General features: G+C 65.0%; 18 protein-coding genes. 8 read left to right on the forward strand and 10 right to left on the reverse strand.

Features of this window, described 5'->3' with window-relative positions; genetic code table 11:
• Positions 1–20 precede the first annotated feature (20 nt).
• The 3 genes from LC039_RS16365 to LC039_RS16375 form a co-directional block, all read right to left on the reverse strand.
• Positions 21–1,478, reverse strand: coding sequence for an oligosaccharide flippase family protein (locus LC039_RS16365; protein ID WP_226626406.1), 1,458 nt, complete (start codon positions 1,476–1,478; stop codon positions 21–23).
• A gap of 2 nt (positions 1,479–1,480) precedes the next feature.
• Positions 1,481–3,211 (reverse strand): hypothetical protein, encoded by a 1,731-nt coding sequence (locus LC039_RS16370; protein ID WP_226626408.1) that lies wholly within the window; start codon positions 3,209–3,211, stop codon positions 1,481–1,483.
• A 119-nt stretch (positions 3,212–3,330) separates the two neighbouring features.
• Positions 3,331–5,577 (reverse strand): GumC family protein, encoded by a 2,247-nt coding sequence (locus LC039_RS16375; protein WP_226626410.1) that lies wholly within the window; start codon positions 5,575–5,577, stop codon positions 3,331–3,333.
• Between the two features lie 495 nt (positions 5,578–6,072).
• On the opposite strand from LC039_RS16375, the gene LC039_RS16380 reads away from it, so the two are divergent.
• From LC039_RS16380 to LC039_RS16395, 4 genes are read left to right on the forward strand one after another with little or no spacing between them, the layout of a single operon-like run.
• Positions 6,073–7,035, forward strand: a complete 963-nt coding sequence (locus LC039_RS16380) for a sulfotransferase family protein (protein ID WP_226626412.1) — start codon at positions 6,073–6,075, stop codon at positions 7,033–7,035.
• Positions 7,032–8,192: a glycosyltransferase gene (locus LC039_RS16385; RefSeq protein ID WP_226626414.1), complete on the forward strand. Its 1,161-nt coding sequence runs from the start codon at positions 7,032–7,034 to the stop codon at positions 8,190–8,192. Before LC039_RS16380 ends, LC039_RS16385 begins: the two co-directional genes overlap by 4 nt.
• Positions 8,192–9,763, forward strand: a complete 1,572-nt coding sequence (locus LC039_RS16390; protein ID WP_226626415.1) for a GMC oxidoreductase — start codon at positions 8,192–8,194, stop codon at positions 9,761–9,763. Before LC039_RS16385 ends, LC039_RS16390 begins: the two co-directional genes overlap by 1 nt.
• Entirely contained in the window at positions 9,760–11,976 is a 2,217-nt protein-coding gene (locus LC039_RS16395; RefSeq protein WP_226626417.1) for a family 16 glycosylhydrolase, read from the forward strand. Before LC039_RS16390 ends, LC039_RS16395 begins: the two co-directional genes overlap by 4 nt.
• A 66-nt stretch (positions 11,977–12,042) precedes the next feature.
• Here the strand turns inward: LC039_RS16395 and LC039_RS16400 are convergent, their stop codons facing one another.
• The 5 genes from LC039_RS16400 to LC039_RS16420 all read right to left on the reverse strand — a co-directional run bounded on the left by LC039_RS16400 (position 12,043) and on the right by LC039_RS16420 (position 17,504).
• The gene (locus LC039_RS16400; protein ID WP_226626420.1) at positions 12,043–13,137 is read right to left on the reverse strand and encodes a glycosyltransferase family 2 protein; all 1,095 of its coding nucleotides are present in this window, start codon (positions 13,135–13,137) and stop codon (positions 12,043–12,045) included.
• Complete coding sequence (locus LC039_RS16405) at positions 13,134–14,033, reverse strand: glycosyltransferase family 2 protein (protein ID WP_226626421.1); 900 nt, start codon at positions 14,031–14,033, stop codon at positions 13,134–13,136. Before LC039_RS16405 ends, LC039_RS16400 begins: the two co-directional genes overlap by 4 nt.
• Positions 14,034–14,481: 448 nt before the next feature.
• Positions 14,482–15,276: a sugar transferase gene (locus LC039_RS16410; protein ID WP_226626423.1), complete on the reverse strand. Its 795-nt coding sequence runs from the start codon at positions 15,274–15,276 to the stop codon at positions 14,482–14,484.
• A 102-nt stretch (positions 15,277–15,378) separates the two neighbouring features.
• Positions 15,379–16,533: a Gfo/Idh/MocA family protein gene (locus LC039_RS16415; protein WP_226626425.1), complete on the reverse strand. Its 1,155-nt coding sequence runs from the start codon at positions 16,531–16,533 to the stop codon at positions 15,379–15,381.
• Entirely contained in the window at positions 16,530–17,504 is a 975-nt protein-coding gene (locus LC039_RS16420) for a glycosyltransferase family 2 protein (RefSeq protein WP_226626427.1), read from the reverse strand. Before LC039_RS16420 ends, LC039_RS16415 begins: the two co-directional genes overlap by 4 nt.
• 164 nt (positions 17,505–17,668) lie before the next feature.
• Here LC039_RS16420 and LC039_RS16425 point away from each other — a divergent pair, with 164 nt between their 5' ends.
• The gene (locus LC039_RS16425) at positions 17,669–18,613 is read left to right on the forward strand and encodes a glycosyltransferase family 2 protein (RefSeq protein ID WP_226626429.1); all 945 of its coding nucleotides are present in this window, start codon (positions 17,669–17,671) and stop codon (positions 18,611–18,613) included.
• A 12-nt stretch (positions 18,614–18,625) separates the two neighbouring features.
• Positions 18,626–19,993, forward strand: a complete 1,368-nt coding sequence (locus LC039_RS26985; RefSeq protein ID WP_226626432.1) for a glycosyltransferase — start codon at positions 18,626–18,628, stop codon at positions 19,991–19,993.
• Here the strand turns inward: LC039_RS26985 and LC039_RS16435 are convergent.
• The gene (locus LC039_RS16435; RefSeq protein ID WP_226626434.1) at positions 19,947–21,197 is read right to left on the reverse strand and encodes a polysaccharide biosynthesis/export family protein; all 1,251 of its coding nucleotides are present in this window, start codon (positions 21,195–21,197) and stop codon (positions 19,947–19,949) included. The two genes, LC039_RS26985 and LC039_RS16435, sit on opposite strands and share 47 nt — an antisense overlap.
• Positions 21,198–21,361: 164 nt before the next feature.
• Here LC039_RS16435 and LC039_RS16440 point away from each other — a divergent pair, with 164 nt between their 5' ends.
• Together LC039_RS16440 and LC039_RS16445 are read left to right on the forward strand one after the other, a co-directional pair.
• On the forward strand, positions 21,362–22,582 hold the full coding sequence (locus tag LC039_RS16440) for a glycosyltransferase family 2 protein (RefSeq protein ID WP_226626437.1): 1,221 nt from the start codon (positions 21,362–21,364) through the stop codon (positions 22,580–22,582).
• Positions 22,572–23,738, forward strand: a complete 1,167-nt coding sequence (locus tag LC039_RS16445; protein ID WP_226626441.1) for a glycosyltransferase — start codon at positions 22,572–22,574, stop codon at positions 23,736–23,738. The genes LC039_RS16440 and LC039_RS16445 overlap by 11 nt, the downstream gene beginning before the upstream one ends.
• On the opposite strand, the gene LC039_RS16450 is transcribed toward LC039_RS16445, so the two are convergent.
• Positions 23,735–24,886, reverse strand: coding sequence for a Gfo/Idh/MocA family protein (locus LC039_RS16450; protein WP_226626442.1), 1,152 nt, complete (start codon positions 24,884–24,886; stop codon positions 23,735–23,737). The two genes, LC039_RS16445 and LC039_RS16450, sit on opposite strands and share 4 nt — an antisense overlap.
• Positions 24,887–24,899: the final 13 nt, after the last annotated feature.

Raw genomic sequence — 24,899 nt, forward strand, 5'->3', positions numbered from 1 at the left:
CGCCCAGAGCTGCCGAAAAGTTACCGGAACAGCTGCACCGCCGCCCGCAACCGCCCGAGGTCGAGCGCGACGACGCCGGCATAGACCAGGCAGGTGAGGCCGATCGCCTCGGCGATGCGCCACACCGGGTCAACGGAGCTCGTGTCCCAGGCCGCGACGTAGATCAGCCCCGCAACCGCCGACAGCGCCGTCGGAAGAACCAGCCCGCCGAGGCACTCGGAGACCCGCAATGGCACCAGCTTGCGCGCCAGGGCCCAGCCTCGCCAGACGTAGACGAGGGCCCAGAGCGTGTAGGATGCCGCAACCGCCTCGATGCTGATCAGAGCCCCGGCGATCACGAAGGGAATCTTGAGCAGGGCACCCTCGACGATCAGCCGCACCTGAATATCTGTTCGGCCGACGGCGCGGAACATGGCCACCAGGCAGGTTACCGTCACGGCTTCTAGCAAGATGCCCGGAAGCGACAGCGCAAAGACGGGGGCAACCGGTGCCCAGGTTTCGGACAGGAACACGACGAAGATCTCGCGCCCGGCGACGGCGATCATCGCCAGCGCCGGGATCAGCACCGCGGCAAGCAGCCGGCAGGACGCCAGGTAGATCGCAACGAGCCGCTCCAACGAGTCCTGCGCCTTGGCCATGCGGACATAGACAACCGCCGACATGGGGCCAGCGAGCCCGAATTGCGGCAGCCGGGTGAAGCGCTGGCTCATGGCGAAGACCCCCAGCGGCGTCGGCCCCAGGAACTTGCCCACGGCGAGTGTGCCGGCCTCGTTTTGCAGCGCGCCGATGATCGAGGTGGAGATCGTGTCCCTTGCAAATCGCAGGTGCCCTGTCAGCCGATGCCTGGAAAACGTGCGGTCAGGACGGAATTCCGAGAGGTACAGCATGCCGCACAGCCGGATCACCGCGACGATGACCTGCTGTGCCACCAATGCCCAGACCCCGGCGTTCGCCAAGGCAAGACCCATGGCACAGACAAGACCCACGCCGGCCGCGACCATCTGAAGCCGCGCTATCGCGGTGTAATGTTCGCGCCGCTCGATCTCCGCGTTCGGCACGGCACAGATCGATTGCATCAGGGGCACCACCGCCAGCGCCGAAAGCACGGCCCAGAGCCTCGGCTCCCCGAAGTACCAGGCCCAGATCGGGGCGAGCAGCAGGATGGCGCCGCACAGAAGCACGCCGATCACAACCAGCAGCCAGAACACGCTCGACCACTCCAACTGGTCGAACCCCTTCGCCCGAATCAGCGAGCGGCCGAGCCCGGCATCGGACAGGACCGAGGCAAAGATCACCACCGACATCGCCAGGGCCATCAGCGCGAATTCCTCGACCGCGAGATGGCGCGCCACCACCGGCAGGATCAGCACCTGCGACAGCGCCAGGAAACCGCGCGCGAAGACCAGTGACCCGACGTTGACGAAGAAGCCGCGACGCGGCGGCTCTCCGGACCCGGACGGTACCGAGGTTTGCGACATGGTCAGCCTTTCCCGTCGACGTCGGACCAGGCCAGCGGCGTGATGCCGGGGTCCTCCGCCACCTGCGCGAGCCAGGCCGGCGTCGCGAAGCCGGGCCAGCACCGGGCCGGGTCTTGGAAGAGCACCGGGCGGTAGTGGTCGCGGAACCGCGAGCTGGCGAGCATGCCGTCATAAGCCTCTGTCGGGACCACCAGCGTTCTGCCCTCGCGGCCCTCGGCACAGCCGCGTTCGAACATCGCAAGGACGTCGGGCGCATGCTTCCAGAAAGTGGGCTCGTCAAAGCTGGCATGATTGCGCATGCCGGTCTTCACCGGATTGGCATGGGCCATCTCGACCCAGTTCAGCCCGAGCAGATCGTAGATGTATCCGTCGTAGGCCAGCGCGATCCCCCCTGCCGGCCCGATGCCGATCGACGGCCGGGGCGAGACCGTATCGAGGTAGTTGCCGAAGTCGATCCCCGCGCCGTTCAGGGTGAACTCCTTAGCCACGTCGAAGCGCGCCTGATAGTAGTGCATCCAGCCCAGCAACGCGCAGGCCGCCGCCGCGGCGAGTGCCGGAACCGCCCATTTCGCCCCAGACACAGAGGCGCCGCCCGACAAGGCCCCAAGCCAGGGGCTCAACCCGATCCCGAGCGCCACAGGCAGCAGCGGTGTGACGGGCTGATAGAACCGCCAAAGCACAAAGTGATCGCCTCCGAGGCAGGCGTAGACCGCGAGAAAGCCGGCGATCGCCGCAGCCACGATCAGCAGCCCCCGGCTGCCCGGTTGCCCGCGCAGGGCGCGCGGGACCGCCCAAATGACCGCGGCGGCCCAGGCCGCCAGAAGCACCGCGACGAAGGGCGCCCCGAGCGCGTAGCTGATGGCGTATTTCGCGCCGTCGGTGATGTCCTGAATCCGATCCGACGAGACCTTGGCATAGAAGGTATTGGGGAAAGGCTGACCGAAATATGCCAAGCGGAACAGCGTCACCGCGGCAAAGGAGACCAGCGCCAGGACCAGCGCCAGCAACAGGCTGCGGCGCCACCGCCGGCAGATCACGGCGGCAAAACAGAGAAGTCCCGCGGCGACGGCAATGCCCTCGGGACGCGACAGCGGCAGGGCCAGCGCCGGCAGGAACAGCCAGAGCCCCGGCGCACCGGCGTCGCCCTCGGCCTCGACCGCGCGCACCAGTTGCCAGACCATCATCAGCGTCATGCACGACCACAGCGCCAGTTCCATCATCGTCCAGACCGACCACAGGAAATAGCCGGGGCTGGCGATCAGCGCGACGCATTGCACGGCCACCGTCAGCGAGGCCGGAGCCCCGGTCCTGCCGGCCAGCCGCCGCGCGATCCGCAGCGCACAGAACACGGCGGCGGCGCTGAGCGCGCCGGTCAACAGCAGGATCGGCACCTCCGGCGTCGATGTCAGCGCGTAGAGCAGCGCCAGGAGCATGGTCCAAAGGAAACTCGTGGAGCCTTCGACGCGCTCGCCGCCGGCGTTGTAGACATAGCCGAGACCGTTGGCGATGTTCTCAGAGTAGGACCGGGTGATCGCCGCGTCGTCGATGCCGATGGCCGGAAGGCCGCCCGCCAGATACCACGCGATGAATGCGCCCAGGCCTGTCAGGCAGATGGCGGCGATCCAGTCCGGCAGGACGACGTTCGCGGCCTCTGCCCGGGAACCGTCCGACGCGTTCAGTTCGGGGGCCGAGGCAGAAAGCTTCCCGCTCCGGTCATAGGAGCCCGTAATCATTCATGTCTCCATTTGATATCGTGTCGGCAGCATCGTCGGCGCAGGCTCGATTGACCGCGTCGAACGCCGCCGGGCGTTGCCGCCCGGCGCCCTTCTGTCCGTCGCGGAGCCGCGCCGGCTCAGGTTCGCGGTTTCAGCCGGGTCAGGATCGCCCCCGGCATCAGCACGTTCATCGACTGGAACAGCGGCAGCGCCCCGATGGAGGGCTTGATCGGCGACAGGTTCGACCGCAGCACCAGCAGGCCCATGTCGATCGGGCTCGGCAGGCTCACCAGGTCTGACACGTCCTCGAGTTCGGGCGCGTCGATGATCACGAGGTCGAAGCGCTCGGACAATACCTTGAACAGCTGGTCCGCCCGCTCGGTGCCGAACAGCGTGGCCGGATCGATCATCGCCGGGACCATCGGCAGCAGCGACACCCCCAGGCCCTCATCATGGATGATGACGTCATCGAGCGACGCATCGCCGTAGAGCACTTCGACGAATCCGGCCGCCGGGCTCACTTCGAAGCGCTCGGTCAGCCCCGCGGATTTCACATCGGCATCGAGCAGCAGACAGCTCTTGCCTCGCCGCGCTGCCGCCCACCCCAGTAGCATGGCCAGCGTCGACTTGTCGCCGGTATCCTGCTTCGCGGCCAATTGCACCGAGCGTGCCGGACGCCCGAGCGTCAGGTCGAAGTTGCGCACCGTCGTCAGGGCCGCCCGGGCCATCGGCCCGGCCACGGTGCCCTGCAACCTGGCGGCGAGAGTACGGGCACTGCATTGCCGCGGCAGGTTCGGAAGATGTCCGAGCACCGACAGACCGGTCAGCCGGGTGATCTGGTCGGAGGTGACGAACCGCTTGGGCAGCAACTCCAGCAGGAACGCCACACCGATGCCCACGAACAGCCCCGCCGCGATCGACAGGATGATCGTGACCTTCTTGCGCGGCAGCGACGGGCTCTCCGGCGGAGAGCCGTAGGTGATCACCTCGGCATCGGCCCGCCGCAGGTTCTGGATCTCGCTCGATTCCTTGAAGCGACCGAGGAAATCCTCGTAGATCCGCCGGTTGGCATCCGCGATGCGCTCCAACTGGTTGAGCTTGATCTGGTCCTTGGAGCGCGCCAGCACCGTGTTCTCGAGGCTCTTGAGGCTCTGGCGAATGGCCTGCAGGTTGACGTGCAGGACGCCGGCCTGGTTTTCCAGTTCCAGCACCGCCCGGTCCACTTCGGCCCGAAGGTCTTCCTGCAGAACGGTAGCCTCGCGCCGGATGGCGGCGAGCTGGGGGCTGTCTTCCGAATAGCGGTCGCGCGCGAGGGCTTCGTCGCGCCGCAACGCTGCCACCTCCGAGGTGTACCGCGAGAGCGCCTCGGAATCGAGGATCGTCGCCGCGGCCACGAGCCCCTCCCCGTCGAGCAACTCTCGCGCCTTCGCGGCACGTGCCTCGGTTTCGGCCAGCCGCGCCGAGGTGTCGACGAAGCGCGTGGTCATCTCCTGCATCTGCTGCTCGAGCCGCTCGGGATTGTCGATCTCGCTGTCGGCAATCGCCTCGAAAGAGATCACCGCAGTTTCCGACTCCTCGACCACATCCGCCAGTTCTCCGACGCGGGTCTCGAGCCAGGTGGTGAACCGCTGCGCCGCCTCGAACCGCCTGTCGCTGACGAAGTCGATGTATTCGTCGACCACGGTGTTGGCGATCGCGGCGGCCTTTGCCGGGTCCTCCGACACTGCGGTCACCTCGACCACGAAGGAGTTGCCGCGCTGGCGCATCGAAAGCCGGCCACGCAGGGCGTTTACCGTATCGGCGTACTCGCCGAGCATCGAATCGCGCGCGCTCGAAGCTTCGGCAATGCCCTCCGAAGGCGCCGCGTCAGCGTCCGGGTCCGCTTCGACGGACGGCGACGTCAGCCCCCTGAGCGCTTCGAGAACCGCGCCAATCGCATTCCGGATCGGATCGATGACGGGCACCGGGTCCGGCGGCGGCCGCAAGGCGCCGTTGAATTCTGGGTCCTGGTCAAGTTCGAGGCGCTGCACCACGCGGATCAGCAGCGCGCTGGAGCCCAAGATCGCCAGCTCGCCCTGAATGGCCGAGTCGGTGAGCGCCCGGTCCTCCAGCAGGTCCGAGGAGTTCCGGTCGTTCCCGCCCTGGGTCCCGAGCAGCATCTGCGCTGAGGCAACGTACTGAGGGCTGTAGGTCGCCAGCGAGAACACCGCCAGCGTCAGCGCGAGACCGACGCACCCGACCAGAAGCCAAACGCGCTTGCGCAGGACCGCGATGAAGTCATCCAACCCGAAGGCCGAGTTGCTTGGTGTCACCCGCTCCTCTCCCTCCAGGCCGCCGGATCGCGGGTGCAGGGGCAAGGCCTTGAGACCGCCGCGCGCGTTCATGTCCGCCCCCAAGAGAGCATCTGGGTGGCAGAGCGCAGCATGCGACGGGGGTGTTTCAGATCGCGCTCAGGACATGCGCCAAGGCGCTCCGTCTTCGATGGAGATGCCGGATAGCAGCGAACGGTGGCCGTGATTGAATCAACGGAGTTGCAAAAATCTTCCATGAAAACCCAGATAAAATAATGGAAAACAAAAGGAATGGTTTATAATCTAAAGGAAGCCGCCCAATTGCGAAACGCGAAGCGACGGATTTCCGCTTTCTGAGCTTAGACCAATAGCACTCACGGACCGAGCGAAATTTCGGCACCTCAGCCCGGTTCGGGCGACATGCACGAGAAAATCGTACAAATATTCCTCGCAGTGCTGAAAAATGCGCCATTTGCCACGGAACTGGCGCTGCTGCGCTGGCCTGGCAGGCGGAAACTCTGGATCGCGATAAAGGGGCTCGCTAGCATCGATCTATATTTTACGTGATTCATTTTTTTCGGATTTGCCATGAATTTGCGCGTTGAGCACCATGTTCGGCTGCCTGACTTCATCATCGGGGGAGCGCCGAAATGCGGCACCACCTCCCTTCATTTCATACTTGCCCAGAACCCATCTGTCGGGATCCCCGACGACGAGATTCATTTCTTTGATGCCGACGATCCGATCGGCCATCCCGACTTTCTGTTCTGCGGCCCCGACGGGCTCGACTGGAACGACCCCCGGCCCGGCAACCCCGAGAGCCTGAGCTGGTACGCGTCACATTTTGATGCGTTTGCAAATCATCCCTGCGTCGGCGAGGATTCCACGATCTACCTGCAGTCCGAGGTTGCTGCCGCGCGGATCGCCGAGACGCTTCCGCGCGTGAAGCTGATCTTCATGCTGCGCGATCCGGTCAAACGGGCCTACTCGCAATACTGGCATCTGGTGACCCGCGGACGCACCAGCTGCAGCTTCGAGCAAGCGCTCACCGCCTTTCCGTCGATCATTCTCGGCTCGACCTACGCGCCCCACCTGCGCCGCTATCTCGACGTGTTCGGCCCCGAACGCGTTCGGATCGGCCTGTTCGAGGATTTTCTCGCCGACCAGCAGGGTTTCGTCGACGGCATGTCCGATTTCCTCGGCGTGCCCCGCATGCCGGTCGCCCGGACCAGCAGCTGGTTCAACCGGACCTACTATCCCACGCACCCGCGCCTGCAGCGCGCTGTGAACCGGATCAGCAGTCGCATCGTGCGCAACCAGTACCGCAATCACTTTGGCAAACGCAGCGGCGCTCAGGAGACTGCCCGCAGCAAGCTGCATTACTACTGGTTCCGCTACGCCCACCCGGTCTTCCTGAAATCGCCGGAGCAGCCGAAAATGGACCCGGGTGTGCGGCGCTACCTCGATCAGCATCTGTCCGCACGCAATGCCGGGCTGTCGACCTTGCTCGGGCGCGATCTGTCCACCGTCTGGCCGGGCTTTACCACATGAGCCGCAGCGGTTTCGACATCCTCGTGCTCACCGATCCACGATTCTCGGGCGGCACCGCCTCGGCGGTGATCAGCGACGTTGCGCGGTTTTCCGAACTCGGCCTGTCCGTGGGACTGATGCCGATCAGGTCGCGATTCTTCGACGGAACCGACGACCTGGAGAATCCGCACGTGCTGAAGCTGCAGGACCTGCCGGGCGTGAGCCTCGCCACCGGAACGGCGAGCGCCGAGCTGACCTTGCTGCATCATCCCCTCGCCTTCTTTCATGGGCTGCACACCCGAGCAGAGCTGACCACCCGCCGCGCGGTGGTGGTGACACACCACCCTCCGTTCCGCGGCGACGGCTCGCTCGAATACAACCCGCTGACAGTCAACCGCCAGATTTCCCGCGCCTTCGGCTGCCATCCGTGGTGGGCCCCCGTATCCGGAACGGTCCGCGCCCAGCTCCGCAGCTTCGCACCCCTGCTGACGCTGACCTCCGAGGACTGGACGAACACTTTCGATCCAGACGAGTGGCGCAGCACGCGACCGGCCTTCAGCGGGCCGCAGGCCACCGTCGGGCGGCATGGCCGCGCAGACAGCCTCAAATGGCCGGACGATCTTGCTGCAATGACCGCACCGCTCTCGCCCGGCCCGGCATGGCGGACGCGGGTGATGGGCCTGCCGGACGACGTCCGGCGCGCGCTGGGGCCGGCCGCCGATGCCTGGGAGATCGTGCGTTTCAACGCGGAGCCGGTCGGCCAGTTTCTGGAGAGCCTCGATGCTTTTTGCTACTTCTACCATCCGCGCTGGATCGAGGCCTTCGGGCGCACAATCGCGGAGGCGATCCTGATGGAGCGCCCCTGTGTTCTCGATCCGCGCCTGCGAGCCAATTTCGGCGACCTCGGGCATTATTGCGCCCCCGGCGACGCCGCCGACTGTCTCGCGCGCCTGCACGAGAGGCCCGAAGAAAGCAGGCAACACGCCCGCGACGCGCGGGAGCGCGCGATCACGCGTTTCGGCAATGCCAGCGTCGACGCACGGTTGCGGGCGCTGATGTCTGACCCCGGCATGAGATCTCGGCACGGAGCGAAGTCGACCTCGGCGTCGACCACCCTGCGCAAGATCGTCGGCCTTGCGCGGCGCCAGAGGGCCCGCACCACCCCGGAGATCGTCTGATGCCCTATGTGACACAAGAGACCGCCTGCCAGATCCATTACGATCTATGTGTGATTGGCGCCGGTGCAGCCGGACTCGCCGTTGCCGACTCTGCCCGGCAGAACGGGCTTTCGGTGCTGATCGTGGAGCGCGGCGGCGAGATCGCCTCGGTGCCACGGCGCGAGCCGCTGTTGCCCGTAGGGTCGCCCCACGATCCGGCCCACAAGACCACGCGCGAGGGCCTGGGCGGAACGCTGAGCATCTGGGGCGGACGCTGCGTGCCCTTCGATCCCGAGGACTTCTCGGACCGCCCCGGGCTCGGGGCGAGCTGGCCGATCAGCTACGAGGACTACGCCGCCTGGGTGCCCGCCGCCTCTGCCCTGTTCGAGGTCGAGCCCCGGTACAACGTGGCAACGCCTGCCGACTGGCCGACGCTCGAAGGCATCCGAATGGACACCGTCGAACTGCTCAGCCGGCACTGGTTCCCCGCCGAATTGCGGGACCGGCTGACCGGGCCGAACGGCCCCGACATCCTGCTCGACACCGAGGTGACCGGCATGAGTTGGTCGGACCGCCGGGTGCGGGCGATCAGCGTAACCGGCTCTGCGGGCGCCGTCAGCATCAGCGCGGCGGATGTGGTCCTGGCCTGCGGTGGCCTGCAATCCACCCAGCTGCTGCTCGAAGAGGAGCGGCGCAAGCCCGGCAGGCTGCGCGGTGCCTCCTGGCTGGGGCGCGGCTACATGGGACATCTCACCGGCAGCATCTCGGAGATAACTTTCCGCGATGCGCAGACCGCCGCCGCATTCACCTATAATGCGCGCCCCGACAGCGCTCCGGGGCGGCGCCGCTTCCTCATGCTGCCGCCCGATGGTCCGCATATCGCGCTGTGGATCGAGAGCATCGCGCCCGGCGACCCACGCCACGGCAGCGCGGAAATCTCGGCGAAAACGCTGCTCCGCGGCGCCCCCTCCGGCACATGGGCCGCGCATCTGGCGAATGTGCTGCGCAGGCCGACCGAGCCGCTGAGCGGCCTGAGAGCCGCGATGCGCCGCGCGCGGCACCCGGACCAACGGTTTCCGGACCGGCTGATCGCGCGCCGGCCAGGGCCCTACAGGCTGGCCTACCATGCTGAGCATCTGCCGAGCCCGACCAGCATCGCGGCCCTCTGCCCACGGCCCGGACCCGATGGAACCCGGCCGCTGCGCATCGATTTCGACTATGGCGCAGACACCATCCAAGGTACGGTGGAAGCGCATCGCAAGCTGGCACGGGCGCTCGAGGACAGCGGTTTCGCACGGCTCGAGCTTGACCCCGACGATGATGTCCTGGCGCAGCGCGTGCGCGCCGCCGCGCGCGACGGCTACCATCAGATCGGGCTGACGCGGATGTCGTGCAGCGCCGACAAGGGCGTGGTCGACGAAGGCTGCAGGGTCTTCGGGACAGACAATCTCTACGTCGCCTCGGCCAGCGTCTTCCCGACGTCGAGTCAGGCCAACCCGACCCTGACCATCGTTGCGCTTGCGCTGCGGCTTGCCGACCGGCTTGTGGCCAACCAGCAGCGCGGTACATCTGCCGGCAGTGCGGTCGCATGAGCCTGCACTTCACCTTCCTGGGTCGGACCTACGGCATCTCGCCCGAAACCCGCGACCACGTCCTGGTCACGCTCTGGGTGATCGTGACGTTCCGCCAGTTCGACAACGACGAACTCATTCTCTACCCGCTGGCGCTCTACTTCTTCTGGGCCTTCATCCGGGACTTCCGCGAGATCTTCGTGCTCATTGCGCGGTCCTACGTGCTGTGGCTGTTCCCGATCTGGTGGTTTCTCTCGCTCAGCTGGGGCATCGAGACCGAGGAAATTCTGAAGACCGGGCTGCAGCTCGTCCTGACGCTGATGATCTGCTACGGGGCGGTGCTGCGACTCTCGCCGCGCCAGCTCCTGCTTTCGGTGTTCATCGCAGCCGGCCTGGCCGGCCTCATGAGCTTCCTTAGCGATCCGACCGGCAGCACCGCCAAAGGGGTGTTCCGAAGCAAGAATGCCCTTGGCACCGCGATGGTCTTGCTCTGGGTCTCCTCGCTGTGCATGGTGCTCGATCCCGGCTTCTCCCGGAAGTGGCGGCTGGCGGCGCTGGTGGGCATCCCGCTGTCGCTCTACCTGATCCTGTTGGCCCACAGCGCCACCGCATCGCTCTTCGCGATCGGCACCTTCGCCACGATCCTGTTCCTGCGGTTCCGGAGCGTGCTGGCGCCCCGGGCCACGCTTTGCCTGCTGTTCCTGACCGTGGGGCTGGGCCTTCTCGGGGGCATCTATGCGGCAATGACGATGATCGAGATCGACCCCGTGGGGCAGGTGCTGCACGCCTTCGGCAAGGACACCACGCTCACCGGGCGCACGGTGCTGTGGCAATACGCGACCGAAGAGATCCGTCAGCACCCCCTGCTTGGCGTCGGGCACGGGGGTTTCTGGAAACCCGATGATGCATTCTCCGTCGCGCGACGCATCTACGACGAGTTCTTCAAGCACTACAACTCCAACTTCTCGTTCCACAATTCCTATTACGAAGTGGCGGTGCACCAGGGCCTCATCGGGCTGGCGCTCATCTCAATAGCGACCCTTTGGATCCTCGCTCGCGTGCTGCCCGTCGCCTTCTTTGCAAGCGATATGCCAGCCATCTTCTTTTCCTGCATTGCGCTGATCAATACCGCGATCAGTTTCACGGAAGTCGCTCTCATGGTCCCCTTCCAGTTGCTGTTCATGCTCTTCGTCATCGGTGCGCTGCTGACCCTCAAGGAGCGGCCCGCGCTACAGCAGCGCCCCGCCGCGATGCGGCACCGGACGCCACCGAGGCCCCGCACCGGCATCTCCTCTCTCTCCTGCGGCGCAGGGCTTGCGCTGCTGCTGAGCTGCGCCGTTGTCCCCAGCGGCGCGCCAGCACAGACCGCGGAAGGGTTCTTCGACGACTTCGACACCTTCGACCGAGACCGTTGGCGGATCTCCGACGGTTGGGCCAACGGGTCATGGCAGAACTGCATTTGGAGTTCGGATCGCCTGTGGGTCGAGGAAGGCATCGCGACGCTGAGTCTCGTGCGGCTCGATCCCGCTCCCGAAGACACCTCTGCACAGGGCACGGCCCCGGAGCCGGCGCAGCCCACCGACAGCGACGCTGCCGAAGAGACCTCCCCCCCCGAACAGGCTCCTGACGCGGCTTCCGACGAACAGGATGAGCAGGTTCCGGGCCAGGTTCCGGGAGAGGACCGCGAAGAGGCCGCGCCAGAAACGGTCTATGACTTCGCTTGCGGCGAGTTCCACACCCGGACCCGATATACGCATGGCACCTTCGAAGCGCGGCTTCGCACGGATGTGGCCTCGGGAATAAATGCCGCCTTCTTCACCTACATAGGCCCCAGCCAGAACGAGCCGCACGACGAAATCGACGTGGAGGTCCTGACCCGCAAGACCGACCGGGTCAGCCTCAATACCTATGCCAACGGCGAGCCTCGCCATGGCACCGTCGTGCCCGTACCGAACACCACCGATGCGGAGTACAACGACTACGCCTTCGTCTGGGAGCCCGAGCGGATTCGCTGGTATCTCAACGGCGAGCTGGTGCACGAGGCGACAGGCGAGCTCCCGACCCAGCCGCAGCGAATCTACTTCAGCCTCTGGAGCACCGACAAATTGACCAGCTGGATGGGCCCCCTCGAATACCCCGACCGACCGGTGGAAATGTTCATCGACTGGGTCGCCTACACACCCCCGGGCGAGACCTGCCTGTTCCCGGACTCGATCACCTGTCACGAAGACTAAGCCCGGCTGGCGGCACTCCGTGTTCGGGCAAACCGGCGCGCAGCAAACCCCTAGGAACGATGAACCTCAGGCGCTCGTCGCACAGTCCGGGCCGGCGTTTGAGGCGCAATACCCCTGGGCCGGAGCCGGCTCCAACAACCGCCGTTCGCGGATGAACCCCGGCAGTTCCGCTTCGAGTCGTCCGGCGAGCCGGATCAGGGCACCGCGGGCATAGAGCTCCGCCGCCCGGCGCGACGACAGGGTGCCGCCGGCATTCGCCGCAAGATGCGCCTTTGCCAGACCCTCGGCCCTTGCTTCCGCCGAAAAGTGGAACGCGCTGTTGCTCAGGAAGCCCGCGCGCTGCGCAACGGTGGCATCGTGCCAGACGACGCCCTGCAGCTCGACGATGTTGCGCTTGAGGTCGAGCTCCCGCCGAATCTCGGACTTCTTCAACCCATTGTTGCGCGTGGAGCCCGCGCCGTTGTCGGCCCAGACCGCCTTCGGCTCCAGGCCGATGAAGATCGGCTCACGGATCGAGAAGGTGCGCAAGTGCTCCGCGAAAGTCACGTTGCACGCGTAGCCGACCTCGAGATCCGAGCGCGCGCGCCGTGACCAGAAAAGGCCGCTGTTGGAAACGCCGTGAAACACGAGCAGGGCCATGCGCAAGGTCTGGGGCGACATCACACCCTCGCGGTAGCGCTCGTCCAGCACACCGCAATCGAGCAGCCGGGCGCGCTCGCTTGCGGATTCCAGTTCGACGAACTGGTTGCGCAAAACGATTTCCACCTTGTGCCGGCGGCAATCCTCTATGCCCTGCGCCATATACTCGGGCAGCATAGCGTTGTCGTCTTCGATGATGCAGAAGTAGTCCGCGTCATGGGGGTTTTGCCGCGAGAAGCATTGGTCGATATTCCGGCTCGCGAATTTCTGGCCGGGATTTCGCGTGTAGCGGATTCTCGAATCGTCCAACTCCGCAACCACCGAGCGTGCCGACCCCTGCATGTCGTCGTCAAATACGTCGCAGACCCAGTTGCGCCAAACCTGAGCGCGGATGCTCTCGAGACAGCGACGCAGCGCCTCCGGGCGGCGGTAGGTCGGCGTCCGTACATGAACGAGCGGCGTCCGCTCGGCGCGGGCCGGCACGCTCAGGCGGTCGGTCGAAGCCTCCTTCGCGGCGCTCATGCTGTCTCTCCGTAGACTTCCCGGCGGGGTGGCGCGATACAGCCGGACATGACCCCGATATGGAACGCCGCGCGCATGAACCAGAAAATGCAGCGGTCACTGCGCGTTACCGACAGAAGTGTCCGGACCGCGCAATATATGGCCTTTACCAGACTCTGCCCGAGCACCGCCGCGCGTTTCGCGATATCGTCCCGAGCCGCACAGCTTCCATAGATCACGCCGCCCGCGTAGCGCCGGCGCAGCAGCCAGCCAAAGTTCATGCGCGCCGGGGTGACATGTTCGCGCACACGCGCCTCTTCGGCAATCGCCATTTCCACGCCAGCGCGGTGCAGGCGGAAGAAGAAATCGACGTCCTCCCCCCCAGTCCGCCCGTAGGCCGGATCGAAGCGCGCCAAAGCGATCTCGGCATTCCCCAGATCCAACAGGACATTGCTGGTGTAGCCGGTCTCGACCAGGCCGCTGCGATGCGTCGGGATATTGGAATGGAAATCATTATCGCGCATCCATCGCGGCGCGCTCTCGGGATAGACCGCAAGGGCCGGGCCAAAGACCACAGAGGCGGCTGATTGCCGCCAAACCGAGACCAGGCGCAGGATCCATCCAGGATCGGCCACCTCGTCGTCATCTATGAAAATGAGGCAATCCCCCCGCGCAGCTTCGAGACAGGCATTCCTCGCGATGGAAATATTCCGGGCGGGCGCATGGATATAAGTCAGGGGCAACTGCAGATACCTCGCATGCGCGGTGATGGCCTGCCGATGCACAGGCGTCTCGTCATTGTCGGCGACAAGCACCTGCAGGGTTGCATCCGGTGGCAACTCCTGACCCGCAACGCTGTCCAGGGTGGCCAGCAAACTCTCACGCCTGAAGGTGCATATCCCCACAACTATGCGCATAGCTGGGTCCGCTGAAAGATTTGACGACAGGGTACAAACGAATTATTGAACTTGAATTCTGTCCTACTCGCCTTATTTGTGTGCATCTGACGATGTGCGTCTGGCGATTGGCGGATGCACAGGTGGCATATTCCGGTCTTGGGACCACACGAACCAACGCAGCGATCCGACAAAGGAGCACGTAAACTGGGCAATCCCGAAGATAACGGCGCAGGACGGCATCGCCTTGGGCTAAGAGCCAAGTTGCTCTTGCCTCCGCTGATCATGCTGCAAGTCGTTTGCATTTTGTCGAGTTTCGTCTTCGGTGGCAGCGTTTGGTGGTGGATGCTCTTCGGTTGGATCGCGGCGGCCCCCATGACCCTCCTGTGGGGTCTGCTGACCACGCGCCAGCCGCGCAAGACGCCCGGCGACACCCGCAGTCCGCTGGTCTCTGCGGAGGATACAAAATTCACTTCCCGCCACCGAGCTGACCACTGACAAAAGCGGACATGGTGCGCAGCAATATGGACAGGTCCCTGCCGATGCTCGCGTTCTCCACGTACCACACGTCGAGGGTCACGCGCTCTTCGTAGGACGTATCCGAGCGACCACCCACCTGCCACGGACCTGTCAATCCAGGTTTGACCGACAGGTAGTGCGTCTTGTAGCCACCATATTTCTCGAGCTCGTCGTCAATGATCGGCCGCGGTCCGACAAGGCTCATGTCCCCCCGCAGGACGTTGAACAATTGCGGCAGTTCATCGAGGCTCGTGCGCCGCAGCAGATGCCCGACGCCATCCAGGATCCGCGGGTCGCAATCCAGCTTGTAGCTTTCTTCCCATTCCCGACGCAGGTTGCTGTCAAAGGAGAGCGCGCGCTCCAGCACGGCATCGGAATCACGGACCATGGTGCGGAATTTCAGGCACCTGAATGGCTTGCCGTTCTTCCCAATGCGACGATGTCCAAAGAAGATCGGCGCACCGTCCTCGCGCCAGACCATTAGCGCGATCAGAGACATCAAGGGCGCGAACGCGACGAGCATCGCGAGCGCCAGAAGAATGTCGACCGTTCGCTTGACTGCATTGCGAACCGGATCTCCGACTCCTTCAACGGCCGGAACTCTGAGGCCGGGCTTAATTTCTCTGCCGATCAACAGTTCTTTCTTTCCCTCCGAAATAGGAGGATCAGAAGGGTCAAACTGCAATGTCATAATCGGAACCCCTGCAAATAAACGACTTAGGATAAAGTAGCGAAACTCATCCACTTCAATTTCGAAGAACTGAAAATTATTTTGACGTTATCGTTTGATTTTTAAATTAAACCAGTTTAGCAAAATATCAAATTCTCGGCGGTCGCGCCGCCCTTCCTAGCCTACGCTCAGCCCCGCAACTTTGCGCGGCACCGCCGCGCCGAGCCGCAAACTGGGCGATGGCACCGGCGCCCGCCATGAAATGATCTCGGATATCCGGTCCATCGTCTCAAGAACGGCGACCGACTCCGAGATCGGCATCACCGGGCTCTCTCGCAGCCCGCCAGCCAGGCAGCGCGCTACCTCATCGGCCTCGAAGCGCAGGCCGTAACCGGTGAACGGTCGGCCGAAAAGGGCACCATCACGACCGGTTACGCGCCGCGCTATGGCGCGCGCCACGGGCCAGGCCGGGCTGCCACGCAAGGCATCCTTCAGCGCTGACGGACGTTCGGCCGCGCGCCCTTTTGGCTCGAAATGCACGTGCCGCGCCCGCGAGGCCTGGATGAAGGGCGCTTCGACCGTAATCCGCCCAGAGGCGCCGCTGACATCGAGCGTGTTGCGCAGCAGCGCGCTGTGGCTGGCCCGTATCGAACACAGCACCGGCGACTCGCCCCGATCGTGCTGCATGGTGATCGACACGTCGCGCACGCTCCCAGTGTCGGAATACAAAGCGTCGGCCCAAATTTCCCCCGGCGCACCCAGCAAATCATACGCCATCGACGCCCCATATATGCCGAGATCAAAAAGCGCGCCGCCACCGAGTTTCGGATCGGTCAGGGAACTGGTCGATGCGTTTTCTTCGTAGGGGAACCCGAGCTCCACTCCCATCTGTGACAGGCGCCCGAGTTCTCCGTCCCGGACCCGGCGCCGCAATTCGGTGAAGAGTGGCAGAAACCGTGTCCACATGCCTTCCATGCAGAAGCAGCCCGACGCTTGTGCGGCGTCGGCAATCTCTCTTGCCTCCGCCGCGGTGAGCGCAAAGGGCTTCTCGCAGAGCACCGGCTTGCCCGCCGCCAGCGCCATGAGAACGTGCCGGTGGTGCAGGAAGGCCGGCGTCGCGATATAGATCGCGTCCACGTCCGGGGCATGGCAGAGCGCGGCGAGACTGTCGCTTACCTGGGCGCCGCACGCGCGGGCAAGGGCCATGGCCTCGCCATGATCCCGCGAGGCAATCCGGGACACGCAGCCGGTTTTCGAATATCTCAGATCATGCGCGAAGTGCGCCGCGATCCACCCGGCACCGAGGATGCCCCATCGGATCCGCGCGCTCATGCCCCCGGCCCCTTGCGTGAGGGCGACACGGCCGCACGACCGCGCAGAACGAACTGCTCCGCGAGGTTCGACAACAGGGTCGCGATGACGGCCGGCGGGGCCATGAAGCATCGCGCGATCTCGCCGAGGTCGCGCGATTTCACCGCTTCTATCAACCAGAGCCAGCGCCAGCGTTTCTGCGTCTCGATCTCGTGCTCCCGGAGCATCGCCCGCTCTGCGCGCGTCAGCCCGGCGAGATGGCCGAACCTCTGGTCAGCGGCCACTAGCGCCGCAAGATCCGACGCGCTGTGCCGGCCGCTCAGCGAGTCCGCCCGCGTCAACGCATAATAGCCAAGCGGGTCGGTCAGCAGAAAACGCGCCCCGGCCGCGAGGGCGGCCGCGTAGAAGATGTAGTCCTCGCCCAAACGCAGGGTTTCGTCATATGCGACGTGGTGCCGGACCAGAAATTCGCGGCGGATGAGAGGCTTGAGAAAGCCCATCTCGCCACGGTCCCCATGCAGCCGGGACAGGTTTCCGCGAATGAAAGCCTCGAGCGTGATCTCCTGCTGGCCGATCTGTTGCTGGCTGAAGACCCGGCGCTTCGGCGCACCCTCGCGAAACGAGGCGACCTTGTAGAGATCGTCGGCCACGATGTCCCAGCCCCCGGCATCTGCAAGCGCGAGGAGCCCGGCAAGCCGCCCCTCGATCATGAGGTCATCGGCGTCGAGAACCGTCACATATCGCGCCCGGGTGCGGGACAGAGCAAGGTTGCGCGCCGCGGCGGGGCCAGCGTTGCGCGACACCTGAAGAACCGTCAACCGGGAGTCCTCGCACGCGATCGCGGAGAGGCACTGAAACGTATTATCGGTGGACGCGTCATCAACGGCAATCACCTCGACCTCCGGCCCGAACTGGCAGAGTGCACTTCTTACCGCTGTGGAAACTGTTCGTTCTGCGTTAAATGCAGCAACGATGACGCAAATATCAGACATATTAGGAAATCTCTTGATCCGCTGTCAAATTGCGCGGAGAATTGTATTGAAATAGAACCGAGAAATAGAGACGATTACCAGACTTCCAAACTCGAAGATATGATAGCCGTCTACTTAAAATTGCATTACCAAAAAAATTACAAGTTCAATCATATGGGTCCCGGATGGACAAAGCAACGGTCATAATCGCCGCGTGGAACGCTGCAGACACTATTTTTTCGAGTATTTATTCAGCAATCGACCAAGAGGGCGTTGAATCCATTGCACTTGTTGCCGACGACGCCTCCGAAGACCGCACTGCCGACATCGCCCAAAAATGCGGCGCGCAAGTTGTGCGCCTGGGGCGCAATGGCGGCCCCGGCGCGGCCCGCAACGCGGCTCTGGACGCGGCGGAGACGGAATGGATCGCCGTTTTGGATTCCGACGACGCCATAACCCCTGGCCGCACGCGCGCGATGATCGACCTGGCGCGGCAGTACAGGGCGGACGTGGTACTGGGAAATTTCCAAAGGGTGGATGAAACCGGGCACGCGGTCGATCCGCAGCCCTACCTGCACGGGCCGGCATTCGATGCGCCCCGCCTGATGACCCTGGAAGGCTACGTGGCCGAAGATCAGACGCTCACCGGCGGGCGCTCACTGGGCTTCCTGAAACCGATGCTGCGGCGGGACTTCCTCGAACAGCACGGGATCCGCTACGATCCCAGCATTTGGAACGGAGAGGATTTTCACCTCATTCTAGCCTGTCTGGCCGCCGGCGCCCGGGTCGTTTTCTCGCCCGCACCGGACTATCTGTACACGACGCGGCGCGGGTCGATCTCGCACCGGATCAATCCCGCACACATCGGCCCGCTCATCGCCGCGGACGACGCTTTCGTCGCACGGCATGCGGCGCGACTATCGGACGCCTCACGCCAGCTCTTCACACGGCGCCGCGCGGGGCTCCTGCGGCTTCAGCATAGCGAAATGGCGTTGCAGTCACTGAAGGGCGGTCGCCCTGCCGCCGCCCTTCATGCGCTGGCGAAACACCCTCCGGCAGCAGGCACGATCGTCACGAAATTGCTGGAGGCGGGGAGCAAGCGCCTCCGACCAAGAGGAAAGACCACGTAAACCAACTGAAAAGTGTCAAAGATTTTGGATAATTTACGCTCAGCCAACCTGCCGGATGGGGAAGTCCCCGAAGACTTCAGCCGCCCTGCCCCCACGGATACATCCCCAAAGTGCGCCACCATCCTCGTGCAGCGTCGGCTCGATGACGCGCTGTCCGGGTCAGGCGTGTATCTGTTTGCCCTGATCGACATGCTCGTCGCCTGTGGATACGCGGTTCGCATCGTCTGCGCCCCGACCGCCGGCTTCGGCAGCATTCCCCTGTCCCGTCCAGCCGCCGCCTTCTCCGAGCGCAATTGCGAAATTCATTGGCCTCGGAGCCTGCGCATCGGTCAGGCATATGTCGCCCTGTCCGGCGCGGTCTGGCTGCGGGCGTTCCGGCGCGGGTCACGCCTGCTGGCCTGGGCGCTGTTCGCGCGGCACCGCAAACCCCGCCCCCGCTTCAAAAACACGCTCGGAAGCCCGCCCGCTCCGGCAGACCACCGCGCCCTCGCACGGGCCGAGAACGCCGCTGCCTCCACCGTGACGATCGCCGAATACAGCTCCATGGGGCCGGTGCTCTCGGACTGCATCGGCAGGACCAAGGCCGTTCTGCTGCACGACGTGTTCTCGCTTCGGGCGGACTCCTTCCGCGAAGCCGAGTTGTCCCCGGACCATGTATCCATTCCAATGGCGACGGAACTGGGCTGGCTCAAGGAGGCCGACCTGTGCATCTATGCGTCCGCGGCAGAGGCCAAGCGGCTGTCGCAGGAGCTCCCGGACAAGCGCCACATCTGGTTGCCCCCCTCGGTGCATGTGGTCAATGCCGCCGGCTCGGGCACCCCGCGCGCCGTGTTCATCGGCGTTCGCCACGGCGGCAACCGTGACGCGCTGGAATACCTTCTTGACGAGATCTGGCCCCTGGTCCGCGCGGCGCTTCCCAGCGCCGAACTTCTCATCGTGGGCGAAATCGGAAACGACGTTCACGAACCGCCCGCCGGTGTCACCGTACTTGGCAGGATCGAGGATCTGACACAGGTCGGCGGCGCCGCCTCAGTCGGGCTCGCTCCGGCGCGGGCCGCCAGCGGTGCCAGCATCAAGCTGGTGACCTATATGGAGCTCGGCATGAGCGTGCTGGCCTCGAGCAAGGCACTCGAGGGCTACGACGGGGCGCTCGACCCGCTCGTGGTGAAAGCCGACAGCGCCCGCGAGTTCAGCGAGAACCTGGTGCGACTGCTCAGCGACCATGCCTATCGGGAGACCCTTGCACAGCGCTGCAGCGAACAGATCGCCGCCAGCATTCATGACACCGAACTCGCGCGCTACCTGAACGGGCTGCCCGCGCCGGAGGCGCCCGCTACTGAAGGTACTCCGGATCGTCCAGCGGAACGATCTCGGAGCTGACCGTAATCACGTCGCCGGGCAGCACGCTATCGCTCGCGCTGAGCTGCTGGACCACATCGGCCCCGTTCTCGTCGCGTCGGGCGACCTCGAAGTGAGTCACGACCTCGGTCGCAGAGGACGTGAGCATCCCGATCCCCTGCGCCACCAGAACCTGCTCCATGACGGTCCGGGTCAGTTGCAGCTTTTCCAGCTCGGCCTGAACCTTCTGCAGCTCGAGCGTCGCATTGGTCTGCCTGCTCGCGCTCAGCTCGATGATGTCCCGCTCGTTCTCGGTGATCCGCTGCCGGGCGCGGAAGATGCTGTTTTGTAGGTCGGTGTCGCGGCTTTCCAGTTCGAACAGGTTGCGCTGCGCATCCGCCAGTCGCGACGCGGGGGCAAAGCCGCGGTCTTTCAGTTCGGACATGTTGCCCACCGAGTCGCGCGCGATGGTCAGCTGTTCCGCAAGTCCAGACAGCTTGCTCTCCAGCCCGGCGACCTCTGCCTCGAGCAAGGCGTCCAGATCCTTGAGCGACGCCAGTTCGCGCTCGAAAGCGGCATTGCCGGACGCGAAGATCGCCTGCTCCTCCGCGAGCACCCGCTGCAAGGCCTCCCTGCCATCCGGATGGCGCATATCTCTGGGGAAACTCAACAAGTCGGCGTCGGCAAGGATGGCCTCGAGCCGGACCTTTCGCGCCAGCGCGCGAACCATCTCGGCGAGCACGCCGCGGAGGTTGCCGGTACTGCGGATGCTGTCGATCGAGATGGTTCCGCCCTCTTCCCCGATCGCCTGCCGCGCGCCGCCTGCAAGCGCGACGGCCTGCAGCGTGGTCAGCCCCGGCCCGCCCGGGTACGCCCCCGGATGCTGCACGTCGCCGAGAATGTAGAACGGCCGGTAGCCAGTGATCTCGACCGTGACATGCGGCACATCCCGGAGCCCGCCCTTGTCGACCAGCGTGGCGGCGATCTCATCCGAAAGCTCGCTCGCCGTGAGACCCTGGGCCACGACGGCACCCGCCAGCGGCACGAAGATCTGCCCGCCGGCCTGGACGCTGTATTCACCGCCGAAAATGTCCCAGGGCTCGAAATTGCGCTCGGCCTCGTTCCAGACAATTGCCCGCAGGGCAATCTTGTCCTCGACCCCGAGGCGGTAGTCATTTGCGGCGGCGCTCTGACCGATTCCGATGATTCCGATCATGAGCATCAAAGCGATAAGAAAACGCGTCATGGTAAATATGTACTCCAAAGCAAAAAACGTCTGAAAATTCGTCCCACCCCTGGAAATGTCAGTTGGTGGCGGGGTGGTTCCTGGCTTCTATGCTGGACAATTTTTCGCAAGCATGCACCCTAAACGAGATTTAGCACCAAGTCTTTTTTCAGGAATAGAGTTTAATGACTGCGATTTCCGCAATCGTCGCGACCTGCAATCGCCAGGTGTTCCTTGAGGAAGCGATCGACTCGCTGCAGCGCCAGAGCCGGCCGGTCGACCAGATCGTCATCTGGGACGACGGCTCGACAGACGGAACCGAAACCTACGGGCGGGCACTCGCCAAGCACGCGCCGGGGCAAATCCTCTACCGGCGCAGCCAGAACCGTGGCAAATCCTGCGCGCTGAACGCCGCCTTGCAGGAAACCACGGGCGCCTACATCTGGGTCTGCGACGACGATGACATCGCCCTGCCCTTCGCGGCGGAACGGCTCGCCGGCAGACTTGACGGAACCGATGCGGGCCTGGCCGCCGGGCGCCACGAACGCTTCCGCGACGACCCCCGGACCGGCCGGCGCGAGACCATGGGGACTGGCTACTGGCCGGACCTGAGCGAGGGAACCGTCTTGCGCCACCTTCTCGAAGACGTATTCTTCTTCCAGAACGCGTCCTTGGTCCGGCGCGAGGCGCTCGATCGGGTCGGACCGTATCGCGAGGACCTGCCGCGCTCCATCGACTACGAGATGTTCGTGCGCCTTGCCAGCCGCTACCCCATCGAGATGATCGACGAGGTCCTCTTCCATCAGCGCAAGCACGACGGCGCCCGGGGCCCCGCCAGCCTGCGCCATGCCGCCGATACATCCGAGCAGGTCTGGATGGAGTTCGACCGCAAGATATTCGCGGACTTCCGCCAAGTATTGCCGCTGTCGCTCTATGAGGCCCTGTTCGACAGCGCCGACCCACCGTTGCGCAGCCGCGCCGCCCTTCTGCAGCGCGGCTGCGTCTATGCCCGGCGGTCCGACTGGGAGGCCGCGCTCTGCGATTTTTCCAGCGCCGCCGGACTGCGCCCGGAGACGCCGCTCACCGAGATCGAGCGGCAGATCGCCATCCGTGCGCTGGCGGGAAAACACGGCTGCTCCACCGCGTTCCGCAATCCCATCGCCGAACGGCTGGCGCACCTTCGTCGGCGCGGTGTCGCCGGGCGCTCGCTTGCGGCCGCGCTCGGCCGTGGCGCAATGTGGCGCGGACGGGTGGCCATGGCACAGAAGGACCTGACCGAACTCGCCCGCATCGCCGGCTTTGTCGCGCGCATGTCCGGCTTTGCCCCCACGCACGCCGACCCTGCCGGCGCGGCCCACGACCTTCGCGAGAAGCGCACGCTTGCGCCGCACGACTATGCTTGGTGAACCCGCGCGCAGCCTTGCGCCCGATCCCGCCGCGGCGCATGTCGCCTTCTTCGGGCACAACGCCGGCGACGCCGCGGTCCGCCGCCGCGCCAGCGCCTTCCGGCGCGCCGGCTGCACGGTGACCGGCTTCATGCCACGCCGGGGCGAGATCCCAGCACCCGACTGGACGCTGGTGGACCTCGGCGAGACCCACGACAACGATTACCTGCATCGGATCGGCAGCATCTTCTCCGGCGCCCGCGTCGCCGCGCAGCATGCGGATCTGCTGCGACAGGCCGATGTCATCTACGCGCGCAACCTCGACATGCTGGCCCTCGCGGCGCGAACCCGCAAGCTGCTGAAGCTACGAACGCCGCTGGTCTATGAATGCCTCGATATCCACCACCGGCTCATCGGCGGGTCTGCCGTCGCGCGAACCCTGCGCCATCTCGAGGCCAAGCTGCTGCGCGATTGCAGTCTCGTAGTGGTCTCCTCGCCGCGCTTCGTGAGCGAGCATTTCGACGTCTTCTACCCCGACCTCTGCCCTTCGTTCCTGGTCGAAAACCGGCTCATCCAGGGCGACGCTTTCGGACCGCGGCCGCGGCCCGCCGCCAAAGCGCCGGGTCGCAAGCTGCGGATCGGCTGGTTCGGCAACCTGCGGTGCAAGCGCTCGCTGGCGCTGATGCGCGCGCTGGCGCAACGCTTCCCGGATCAAGTAGAGATCATCCTGCGTGGCTACCCTGCGCCGGGGGTCTTCCCGAATTTCGATCAGGACATTTTAGGACTCGCCAATCTGCGCTTTGAAGGCCGCTACAAGGCACCTGAGGACCTTGGGCGGATCTACGGCGAGATCGACCTGATCTGGGCCGGCGACTGGTATGAGGCCGGCGCCAATTCCACCTGGCTTCTGCCCAATCGCATCTATGAAGGAGGCTACTTCGCAACGCCGGCGCTGGCCCCCGACGGGACCGAGACCGCGCGTTGGCTGACAGCGCGTGGCGCGGGGCTGATCATCGAGGCCCCGGAGGAGGAGAGCCTGCCGCGGAAGATCGCCGAACTGCTCGACGATCCAAGCCCGATTGCCGTCTGCCGCAATCAACTCCTCGCCCTGCCCCGCGAGGTCTTCGTCGAAGACGCCGCGACAACGCGGGGCATTCTGACCGCGGTCGGGCGCTAGAATTCCGTCCAGTCCATCGCCCGAACAGGCTCCGGCTCGCTGCGCGGGACGTACACGGTGCCGAACCTTTCGGGGTGCTGGATCGCCAGCGACACCTCGGTGACATGCAGGGAAAAGGCGCCCGACAGTCGGGGGGGGCGCCCGGATCGGAGCGCCTGCGCCATCTCGGCCAGACCCAGCGCGAAATCCATCGGGTAGCCGCGCTTCGCCGTCGAGATCTCGCGCTTGTGCGCCGGCTCCAGCCGTCGCCCGCCATCCCAGCCAAAGATCTTCTGAGCCTGGCGCCGCACCCGCGAGGTCGGGATCGGCACAGAGCGCACCTGCGCCTTGAAGTCCCAGGTCTCTTCGACCTCGATGATGCCGTCCTCGCAGAAGACCCGAAGATTGTGATCGTGCGGGGCGATGATGCTGTTGGTCAGCCGCGCGACCACCCCATCGTCGAATTCCAGGCACGCGCAAGAGAAATCCGGCGTGCTGTAATTCTCGGGCGTGTCCGGCCCCTTGTCGCCGATCAGCAGCCGCGCCACGCTCACCACCCGGCGCACCGGCCCGAACAACGCGATCAGCCAGCTCAGCGCGTAGCCCGCATGTTCCAGCGTACAGCCGGTCGCCAGCTCGTCCGTCGCCGGCCAGGTCGCGCCGGTGCGGGTCACCCAGTTCTCGTAGCCGATCCTGTGCACCATCCCGTCGTCCATCTCGGCGTAGGCGAGCACCGGCTTGCCACGCACCCGGTCGTGAACCGCCTTGCAGAAGGTCTGCGCGGCCTCTCCAAGCACGCTCGCCGGCGCAGAAACGATGTGAAGTCCGCGCGCATTGGCCAGGCGCACCAGCTCCTCGGCCTGCGCAAGGTCGAGAGCGAGGGGCTTTTCCGAATACACATGCTTGCCGGCTTCGAGCACGCGGCGCGAGATCTCGTAGTGCTGGTCGGGGTTGGTCAGATTGGCGACGATTTCGATGGAGTCATCTGCCAGCACCGCGTCGAGCGAGTCGTAGCAGTCAACCCCGTATTCGCCTGCAAAGACCTGCAGCCGCTCCGGCGAACGATCGTAGACCCCCCTGAGATCAAGCACCTGCGTCCAGTTGCTCAGCGTGTTGAGATAGAGGTCGGCGACATAGCCCACTCCGACGAACGCGATACCAACGGTCACGACAGACCCTCTA

The sequence above is a fragment of the Alloyangia pacifica genome (assembly GCF_020524285.1).
GTDB lineage: Bacteria > Pseudomonadota > Alphaproteobacteria > Rhodobacterales > Rhodobacteraceae > Salipiger > Salipiger pacificus_B.